Source organism: Herbaspirillum sp. ST 5-3 (assembly GCF_004804275.1).
Taxonomy (GTDB): Bacteria; Pseudomonadota; Gammaproteobacteria; order Burkholderiales; family Burkholderiaceae_D; genus Noviherbaspirillum.
On sequence record NZ_STGI01000002.1, the window covers coordinates 695,307 to 704,709 of the forward strand.

General features: G+C 60.2%; 7 protein-coding genes. All 7 read left to right on the forward strand.

The genetic code is table 11. The annotated features are described in order from the left end of the window. The first annotated feature begins 34 nt into the window (after window positions 1-34). The 7 genes from E6W33_RS06870 to E6W33_RS06900 all read left to right on the forward strand — a co-directional run bounded on the left by E6W33_RS06870 (window position 35) and on the right by E6W33_RS06900 (window position 9,206). A complete protein-coding gene (locus tag E6W33_RS06870) occupies window positions 35-427 on the forward strand; it encodes a TraR/DksA family transcriptional regulator (protein WP_136415653.1) in 393 nt (130 codons plus the stop codon). Between the two features lie 164 nt (window positions 428-591). After that, window positions 592-1,605 (forward strand): adenosine deaminase, encoded by a 1,014-nt coding sequence (locus E6W33_RS06875; RefSeq protein ID WP_136415655.1) that lies wholly within the window; start codon window positions 592-594, stop codon window positions 1,603-1,605. 51 nt (window positions 1,606-1,656) lie between these two features. After that, complete coding sequence (locus E6W33_RS06880) at window positions 1,657-2,022, forward strand: DUF2254 domain-containing protein (RefSeq protein WP_136415657.1); 366 nt, start codon at window positions 1,657-1,659, stop codon at window positions 2,020-2,022. Beyond that, window positions 2,015-2,599, forward strand: coding sequence for a DUF4126 domain-containing protein (locus E6W33_RS06885; RefSeq protein ID WP_136415659.1), 585 nt, complete (start codon window positions 2,015-2,017; stop codon window positions 2,597-2,599). Before E6W33_RS06880 ends, E6W33_RS06885 begins: the two co-directional genes overlap by 8 nt. Beyond that, on the forward strand, window positions 2,599-5,097 hold the full coding sequence (locus E6W33_RS06890) for an FtsX-like permease family protein (RefSeq protein ID WP_136415661.1): 2,499 nt from the start codon (window positions 2,599-2,601) through the stop codon (window positions 5,095-5,097). Before E6W33_RS06885 ends, E6W33_RS06890 begins: the two co-directional genes overlap by 1 nt. 564 nt (window positions 5,098-5,661) lie before the next feature. Continuing rightward, on the forward strand, window positions 5,662-6,837 hold the full coding sequence (locus tag E6W33_RS06895; protein WP_168798558.1) for a polysaccharide biosynthesis/export family protein: 1,176 nt from the start codon (window positions 5,662-5,664) through the stop codon (window positions 6,835-6,837). Between the two features lie 113 nt (window positions 6,838-6,950). Continuing rightward, entirely contained in the window at window positions 6,951-9,206 is a 2,256-nt protein-coding gene (locus E6W33_RS06900; RefSeq protein WP_247869546.1) for a polysaccharide biosynthesis tyrosine autokinase, read from the forward strand. Window positions 9,207-9,403: the final 197 nt, after the last annotated feature.

A 9,403-nucleotide genomic window follows, 5' to 3' on the forward strand; every position in this document is an offset into this window, starting at 1 on the left:
CGCATATATTGACCCTTTACGAGGAAAAACCACCATGGCAGACCTGACCGAAAAGCAACTCGCTCAGTTAAGACAGATGCTGGACGAACGTGAACAGGCACTGCGTGCCGAACTGCATCGCGAAGTCGACGAAAAGGATGAGTTCCTGGACGTCGCGACCGAAGCGCCGGACCCGGGCGATTCCTCCTTTGCCAATCTGGCGGTGGACCTCGGCAATGCAGCCGTGACGCGCGACCTGACCGAGTTGCGCGCCATCGAAGCCGCGCGTGCCCGCATGGAGAACGGCGTTTACGGTGATTGTGTCTCGTGCGAGACGGAAATTCCCTTCGAGAGGCTGAAGGTGCAGCCGACCGCGGAGCGCTGCGCGCCCTGCCAGGAGGTCTATGAAAAGACGCATGTCGATTCGATGCGTGGCGCGACCATGTAACGACGGGAGAGAACCTGCGCTTCGCCGGACAGGGCCAATGACACGATTCGCTCCAGGATAAAAACGCGCTCCATGGACTTGCCGCAACGGCCCGATTTACACAAACGCCCCTTCTTGGCCGTACAATCGCAGCAAAGTCACTGCACAAGAAAGGGGAAAAATCCATGGATGCCGCACTTCGTTCGCTGCTGCAGCAGATGCCCAAGGCAGAGCTGCATATGCACATCGAGGGCTCGCTTGAGCCGGAGTTGATCTTTGCGCTGGCGGAACGCAACCGCGTGACACTCAATTACCCCTCCGTGGAAGCGCTGCGCCGCGCCTATGCCTTCACCGATCTGCAGTCATTCCTCGACATTTACTACGCAGGCGCCAGCGTGCTGCTGACCGAGCAAGACTTTTACGACATGACATGGGCTTATCTGCAATGCGCCCATGCCGATCATGTGCTGCATACGGAAATGTTTTTCGACCCGCAGACCCACACCGAACGCGGCGTGCCCATTGCCACCGTGATCAACGGGATACATCGTGCATTGCAGGATGCGCATCGACAGTGGGGCATGAGCGGCGCCCTGATCATGTGCTTCCTGCGTCATCTTTCGGAAGAGGAGGCGTTCGCGACGCTGGAGCAGGCCATGCCGCATCGCGACAAGTTCATCGGCGTCGGCCTCGATTCTTCCGAACGCGGCCATCCGCCGGAAAAGTTCGCACGGGTATTCGCACGCTGCAAGGAGCTCGGCCTGCATCTGGTCGCGCATGCGGGCGAGGAAGGGCCGCCGGAATACATCCGCACCGCACTGGATCTTCTGAAAGTCGAACGCATCGACCACGGCGTGCGCTGCCTGGAGGACGAGGCATTGACGCAACGGCTGGCGCGCGACAAGGTGCCGCTGACCGTCTGTCCGCTGTCCAACATCAAGCTGCGCGTGTTCGACAAGACCTCCGATCACAATTTGCTGAAACTGCTCGACGCCGGACTGACGGTGACGGTCAACTCCGACGATCCGGCTTATTTCGGCGGCTACGTGAACGACAATTTCGTGCAAATGTTCGAAGCCTTGCCTCTGGAAAAGAGCCACGCCTACCGTCTCGCGCGCAACAGCTTCGCGGCGTCCTTCCTGGATGGCGCAACGAAACAGAAGTACCTGGATCAGGTGGATGCGTTTTTCGAGCGTTGAACCTCGCGCGGCTGCAATGACATCTGCGCTGAGCAGGGATGCCAAGAGAAGATGATGAAAGATTCGATCTGGCCGGTGACGCTGATTGTCCTTGGCCTCACCTGGCTGCTGAACAGCCTGGACTGGCTGCCCGATGTGCATTGGCTGTGGATCCTCGGCCTCGCCGGCGCGGGTGTGGCGATTCTGGTACTGGATGGCGTGACGAAATCGTCTATCGTCGCCGGGCCGATGCTGATCCTGGCCGGGCTGCTGTCGTTCTTTCGCCTGTATCACGGGCTGTCGTGGCGCTTCATCATACCGATCATGCTGATCGCGGCAGGAACTTTCATGCTCGCAGCGCGCTCCCCCTCTATTCCGGAATCACGCAACCTGAAGCGCAGGTTCGAGCGCAGGCCGGAGGAGGACAAACATGAATGAAACGCTTTCCGCCGCGGCCCTGGCCGGCGGTCTCTCATGGGCCAGCGGCATCCGCCTGTACATGACGTTGTTCATCGCCGGCTGGTTCGGCAGGTCGGGCTGGATCGAGTTGCCGCCCGCCTTGCAGGTTCTGGAGTCGCCGTGGGTGATGGCGGTGACCGGCGCGCTGCTGATCGTGGAGTTCCTGGCGGACAAGGTACCCGGCATCGACTCCGCGTGGGATGCGATCCATACCGTCATCCGGGTGCCGGCCGGCGCGGTGCTCGGCGCGGCCGCGCTGGGGCAGATGGGAACGGAATGGTCGACTATTGCCGCTCTCCTCGGTGGCACCTTTGCGGCCGGCGCGCATGTGACCAAGGCCGGCAGCCGCGCCCTGATCAACACCTCGCCCGAGCCGTTCAGCAACTGGGCGGCATCCTTCACCGAAGACCTGGCGGTGCTTGGCGGTTTGTGGGCGGCCTTCTTCCATCCGGTGGTCTTGTTCATTTTCCTCATTGCGTTCTTTCTCATCGCAATGTGGCTGCTGCCCAAGGTATGGCGGGGCTTGCGCTGGCTTTTCAGAAGGCTGAGTACCTGATGCTGATCCAGGCCCTGCGCATGACCCGGCGCGACTGGCGCGCCGGCGAATTGCGCTTTCTTCTGGTGGCGCTGATCGTCGCAGTGGCATCGCTGGCGTCGGTCGGGTTCTTCATCGATCGCATGCGCGCAGGGCTGAATCGCGATGCGCACCAGTTGCTCGGTGCGGATCTCGTCGTCAACGCCGACCAGCCGATCAATCGCGCGTGGTATGCGGAAGCGCTTAGGCGCGGATTCACGCTGGCGGAAAACGTCACCTTCCCGAGCATGGCGACAGCCGGCGAGGGCGACAAGGCCGTATCCCAACTGGCGGCGGTCAAGGCCGTGTCCGCCGGCTATCCCTTGCGAGGCGCGCTGAAACTGGCAAGCTCCGATGGCGGCGAACGCACAACACGGGATATTCCGGAAGAGGGCACGGTGTGGGTCGATCCCGGCGTATTGTCCGGGCTGGACGTGAAGGCGGGAGACCTGTTGAAGCTGGGCGACAAGCAATTCCGTATCGCACAAGTGATCGCGGTGGAGCCGGATCGCGGCGCGGGTTTCATGAACTTCGCCCCGCGCGTGATGCTGCCCTTGTCCGATCTCCCCGCGACGAAGCTGATCCAGAACGGTTCACGCGTCACCTATCGCCTGCTCGTGGCGGGCGAGCAGGCCGAGGTCGCGCGTTTCCAGCGCTGGCTGCAAGGCCGGATCGAGCGCGACAACGTCAAGGGCGTGCGCATCGAATCGCTGGAGTCCGGGCGCCCCGAAATGCGGGCGACGCTGGACCGCGCCGAAGAATTCCTCTCGCTGGTCGGCCTGTTGTCCGCCATGCTGGCCGCTGTCGCCGTTGCGATGGCCGCGCGCCGCTTCATGCTGCGTCATCTCGATGCTTGCGCGATGCTGCGCTGCCTCGGTCTGACGCAAAACCAGGTGACGGCGATGTATCTGATCGAATTTTTCGCGGTTGGCCTGGTGGGCAGCCTGCTTGGTGCCGCCGTGGGCTTTGCCGCGCATTTCGTGCTGCTCGAAGGGCTTGGCAAGCTGGTGACGAGCGAATTGCCGTCAGCGACGTTCCTGCCGGCACTGCAAAGCATGGCAACAGGCCTGCTACTGCTGATTGGCTTTGCGATTCCGCCGATCCTGCAATTGCGCAACGTGCCACACAACCGTGTCATCCGGCGCGAGCAGGACGCGCCGCAACCCGCCACCCTGGCGACCTACGGGCTGGGGCTGTTTGCCTTTATCGGGCTGCTGTTGTGGCAATCGGGTAATCCGAAACTTGGCCTGTTGACGGCCGCGGGCTTTCTCGCGGGATTCGCGGTATTCGCGCTGGCCGGGTGGTTGAGCCTGCGATCGCTGCGCTTGCTGCGCATGGGCATCAATCATCCGGCATGGCGCTTCGCCTTGACGGCCTTGCAGCGGCGTCAAGGCGCGACCGTAGTGCAGATTGTGGCGCTCGCACTTGGTCTGATGGCGCTTTTGCTGCTGACGGTGATACGCGGCGACCTGGTGGACGCATGGCGGAATTCCACGCCGCCGGATGCGCCGAACCGCTTCGTGATCAATATCCAGCCTGAGCAGAAAGCGGACTTCGAAAAGCGGCTTGCCGCCAACGGCATCGGCAAAGCGCAGTTGTATCCGATGATACGCGGCCGCCTGATCCAGGTGAACGATCAGCCCATTACCAATGAAACCTACGTGGACGATCGCGCGCGGCGCCTGGTCGATCGTGAATTCAATTTGTCCACCATGCGCGATATCCCGCCGCAGAACCGCATCGTCGCCGGACGCTGGTATGACAACCGCAAGCCGGAAGCATCGGTGGAAGAGGGCCTGGCGAAAACGCTGAAGCTGAAGCTGGGCGACAAGCTGCGCTTCGACATCGCGGGCCAGCAGGTGGAGGCGACCATCACCAGTTTGCGCAAGCTCGACTGGGGTTCGATGCGCGTCAATTTCTTCGTGATCCTCAACCCCGCCCTCGTCGAGAACATGCCGCAAACGTGGATCACGGCGTTTCATTTGCCGCAGGAAAAGATTTCCCTCGTGAATGATTTGATGCGCGAGTTTCCGAACCTGACGGTGGTCGACGTCGGCAGCATGATCAGGCAAGTGCAGGGCGTGCTCGATCAGGTCATTGCGGCCGTTGAATTCCTGTTCCTGTTCACGCTGGCGTCGGGCGTGCTGGTGCTGTATGCGGCGTTGGTCGGATCGCAGGATGAGCGCATTCGCGAATCCGGCCTGCTGCGCGCGCTCGGCGCCACGCGCCGCCAGCTTTCGCAATCGCAGTGGATCGAGTTTGCACTGATCGGCGGCCTGTCCGGCGTGCTCGCAGCAAGTGGCGCGGCGGCCATCGGCTGGACGCTGGCGCGCTATGTGTTCAATTTCGAATGGACCTTCAGCCCTGTGGTGTGGATCGCCGGCCTGACGAGTGGCGCCTTGTGCGCATTCATCGGCGGCTGGGCCGGACTGCGCAACGTGCTGAATCAACCACCCTTGCAGACCCTGCGCGGCATCTGACAGGCAGTTGAAAAACTGCCGAGCGAATCGAGATCGGGTCCGCCAAGCTTCGCGATATCTTAATGTTGCTCAAATCATTGCGTGCTTTTGCGCAATGTCCTTCCTTCCTTTCCCGGCTATCTTGAGCTTACGCGATTCCTGACTGCGGGTGAAATACCGGCAATGCATGCCGTGCATTTCGCTTGCACACGCTCTTTGTCTGCTGTGTTCAAGTTCGCTGTAACGCTTTGATACACCTGAATTTCATATCTTGTTGTGCGTTGATACACGTCAAAACAGTCAATAAGGGGATACGTAGAGTTGTACATCAGATAAGTCGCCAATGGTCGAACGGCAACGAAATAGACGGAGCGGCCCACGCTTCCGCTTCGTCGCGCGGCGGGAATCATGTCTCCGGAAACATGCCCGCTGTCGTCGCGCTATCGTCGCGTTATCGTCGTTGCCATGCTCGCGAGCGCCACTGCGCCGCTCCGGGCTCCTGCCGATCCAGGCTTCCTTAACTTAAACACAGCACATGCCGGTAACCGTCTTGGCAACTTCGTGCAAATCATGTGGGGTAATCAAATGCACTTCTGTTCTAAAGCTTCTCTCAAAAAATGGAGCGTGGGCGTGCTGCTGCCGTGGATCGCCGCCGGCTGCACGTCGGTGTCTCCGGGCATGCATTACAGCCAATCGTCCGGACTGAATTCCGCAAGCACGGACAGTGCGAGCGGCGACGAAAATGTGAATCCCGTTCTGAGGCAGATTACTCCCCATCTCGTCAAGGCAGAGCGCGAATTGCGCGAAAAGCAGGCCACCCAGGACATCAGCAAGCTGCTGGCCAAACCGAAGCCCTATACCATCGACAACGGCGATGTTCTGTCGATCGTGGTCTGGGATCATCCTGAACTCTCCAACTCCGCGACGATCTCCACGGGTGGTGGCGTAGGTACCGGCTCCGACGCATCTACCGCCGCGACGACCGCGCCGCCTGCCGGTTTCATGGTCGACCATGAGGGCATGATCCAGTTTCCGTATGCAGGTCCTCTGAAAGTCGCCGGACTCACGCAGGATCAGGCGCGCAATCTGCTTGCCAGCAAGCTCTCGCGCTATCTGAAGCAGCCGCGGGTAACCCTGCGCGTGCAGGCCTATCGCAGCAAGCGCGTTTATGTCGACGGCGAAGTGAAGAATCCGGGCCTGCAGGCGATCAACGATATCCCGATGACGCTGGTCGAGGCGATCAATCGCGCCGGCGGCGTGCTGCCGACCGGTGACCAGAGCCAGGTCGTCGTGAACCGGGATGGCACCAACTACTACATCAACCTGCCGCAGCTGGTTCAGCGCGGGGTCAATCCGGGCAGCATCATGCTCACCAACGGCGATGTCGTGCGGGTTCGTTCGCGTGATGAAAGCAAGGTGTTCGTCTCGGGCGAGGTGGTCAGTCCGCGTGCGCTGCCCATGCATAACGGCCGCCTGACATTGAATGAAGCACTTGGCGAATCGGGCGGAATCAATCCGACCAGCGGCGACGGAAGCCAGATTTATGTGGTGCGCAAATCCGGTGCCGAGCAGGTGGTCTATCAACTTGATGGACGCTCGCCTGGAGCGCTGGCAATGGCAGAAGGCTTCGAGCTTAATCCGAAGGATGTGGTCTTTGTGGCGGCGACGCCGCTGGCGAACTGGCATCGCGCAATCAGCCTGCTCCTGCCGGGTGCGCTGTCATCGGCAGTCGGCGCAGTGACGCCGGCAACAAACAAATAAGGGCCGCTGAAGCGAAAGTCTCGCGAGCGGGCCAGGCCCATCGGGACGGCTTTCGCAGTCACTGTCTTGATTCGTGTCGTTCATGTCCGTACTAACAACAAGCTGATAAACCTATGATGAATCAATCCATACCGAGGCTCGCCGGGCCCATCCGCCAGGAAGAAAACGACATCGAGCTGGCAAGCTACATCGACGTCCTGTGGGAAAGCCGCTGGATGATCGTAACCATTACGCTCGTACTGGCTTTGCTGGGCGCGGCCTATGCGTTCATCACGACGCCGGTATATCAAGCCAATATGCTGATTCACGTCGAGGAAGAAGGTCAGAAGGAATCGAAGAACATCCTCGGCGACCTGTCGTCGATGTTTGACGTGAAGACCTCGGCTCTGGCCGAGATGGAACTGATTCGCTCGCGGCTGGTGGTATCGCGCGCAATCGACAACCTGCGGCTTTATATCAACGCCGGACCCCGGTATTTCCCAGGCATCGGGTCGTGGATAGCGAAAAAGAACAAGAAACTGTCGACGCCCGGACTGCTCGGCTATGGCGGCTATGCATGGGGTGCGGAAAAGATCGATGTGGCAACCTTCAATGTGCCTGAATCGCTGCTCAATCGCGAATTCGTGGTGACGGCGGAGGGAAATGGCTTGTACCGTCTGACGCAGGAAGAGCAGGGTATTGACCTCAAGGCCAAAGTCGGCGAAACAGCGATATTCGAACTGCCGAAAGGCACTATCGAAGTGCGCATCGATCGCCTCGACGGCAATCCCGGCGCGCAGTTCCTGATGTCGCGCGCATCGCGCTTGGCCACCATCGAGGGCATTCAAAAGAGCATGAAGGTGGATGAGTTGGGCGGCAAGCAGTCCGGCGTGATCGGCGTCAACCTGCAAGGCTCGAATCCGCAGATGATCAATGCCGTCCTGACAGAAGTCGGCAAGGAATATGCGAAGCAGAATGCCGCCCGCAAGACGGAAGAGGCTGAAAAGTCACTGACCTACCTGAACAAGCAACTGCCCGAGATCAAATCCCAGCTGGAACAGGCCGAGGCCAAGTACAACGCCTTCCGCAATGCGAACGGTACGGTCGACCTGAACGAGGAATCGAAACTGAGCCTGCAGCAATCGGCTGCGGCGAAGCTCAAGAAAATGGACCTGCAGCAGAAGAAGATCGAACTGCTGTCGCGCTATACGGAAGAACATCCGGCTGTTCAGGGCATCGACAGCCAGCTGAAGGAGATCAACGGCGAAATCGCCGCGATGAATGAACACATCAAGTCGCTGCCGTCGATGGAGCAGAACCTGCTGCGTCTGCAACGGGAAGTGAAGGTCAATACAGATCTGTATACCGCGCTGTTGAACACGGCGCAGCAACTGCGTCTGGTCACGGTCGGCAAGGTAAGCAATGTGCGTCTGGTCGACATGCCGATGCTGCCTGAGAAGCCGATCAAGCCGAACCGCCCGGCGATCATCGCCATTTCGATATTGGCCGGCTTGTTCATCGGTGCGGTGATTGCGTTCTTCCGCAAGACGCTGGTCGGCGGTGTCGATTCGCCGGAGCAGATGGAGCAGATCGCGGGCGTGCCCGTCTATGCAACCATTCCGCACAGTCGGAAGCAGAAAGAGTTGTATCAGCAGGTCAATGCCAAGCAGCAGAAGGTGCCGCTCCTGGCCAACGTGTCCTCCAGCGATATTGCGGTCGAGAGCTTGCGCAACTTCCGCACCGCGCTTCAATTCTCGCTGCCGCAGTTCAAGAACAACATCGTGCTGATCACCGGGGCGACGCCGGGTGTGGGCAAGTCCTTCGTCTCGGCGAATCTTGGCGCCATCATGGCTGCCACCGGCAAGAAGGTATTGCTGATCGATGCTGACCTGCGCAACGGCTTGCTGCATCTGTACTTCGGTTTCGGTCGCCATGACGGCTTGTCGGATGCCATCGCGGGTGCGCGTCATCTGGACCAGGTGATTCATCACGGCGTGATCGAAAACATGGATTTCATCACCACGGGAACCTTGCCGCAGCATCCGTCCGAGCTGCTGCTGCGCCCCAATTTCGGAAGCTTCCTGCAAGAGCTGTCCACGCGTTATGACCTCGTGCTGATCGACGCGCCGCCGATTCTCGCGGTTGCCGATACGATGATCATCGGCTCGCACGCGGGAGCGATCTACATCATGACCCGTGCCGGCGTCACCACGCCGGGCGAGATCGGTGAATCGATGAAGCGCCTGAGCCAGGCCGGCCTGGAGGCGAAAGGGGTGTTGTTCAACGACCTCAAGGTTCGGCCGGGACGTTACGGTTATGGATATACCTATGGCAGATCGGGTTACGGCCAGCGGCCTTCGGACAATACGCCTTTGATCGAGGCATCGTAAGTCCGGCGCACATCGGCGCCAGGCGTGCCGATGTGCCGCGCATGCGCGCTGCGCTTCCCCGCTGCATCGGGGGCGCTCTTCTTCTTTCTGGTTCACTAAAACGTGTTGACTCTCTCTCAAAGCATTTTCAAGGCATACGATATCCGCGGCATCGTGGGCAAGACACTGGACATCGGCATCGCCCGCCAGATCGGCCA

What these genes read in the sequence shown, in the direction of transcription:
- E6W33_RS06870 (WP_136415653.1), top strand. Translation starts at nt 35, where the DNA reads ATGGCAGACCTGACCGAAAAGCAACTCGCTCAGTTAAGACAGATGCTG.
- E6W33_RS06875 (WP_136415655.1), top strand. Translation starts at nt 592, where the DNA reads ATGGATGCCGCACTTCGTTCGCTGCTGCAGCAGATGCCCAAGGCAGAG.
- E6W33_RS06880 (WP_136415657.1), top strand. Translation starts at nt 1,657, where the DNA reads ATGATGAAAGATTCGATCTGGCCGGTGACGCTGATTGTCCTTGGCCTC.
- E6W33_RS06885 (WP_136415659.1), top strand. Translation starts at nt 2,015, where the DNA reads ATGAATGAAACGCTTTCCGCCGCGGCCCTGGCCGGCGGTCTCTCATGG.
- E6W33_RS06890 (WP_136415661.1), top strand. Translation starts at nt 2,599, where the DNA reads ATGCTGATCCAGGCCCTGCGCATGACCCGGCGCGACTGGCGCGCCGGC.
- E6W33_RS06895 (WP_168798558.1), top strand. Translation starts at nt 5,662, where the DNA reads ATGCACTTCTGTTCTAAAGCTTCTCTCAAAAAATGGAGCGTGGGCGTG.
- E6W33_RS06900 (WP_247869546.1), top strand. Translation starts at nt 6,951, where the DNA reads ATGATGAATCAATCCATACCGAGGCTCGCCGGGCCCATCCGCCAGGAA.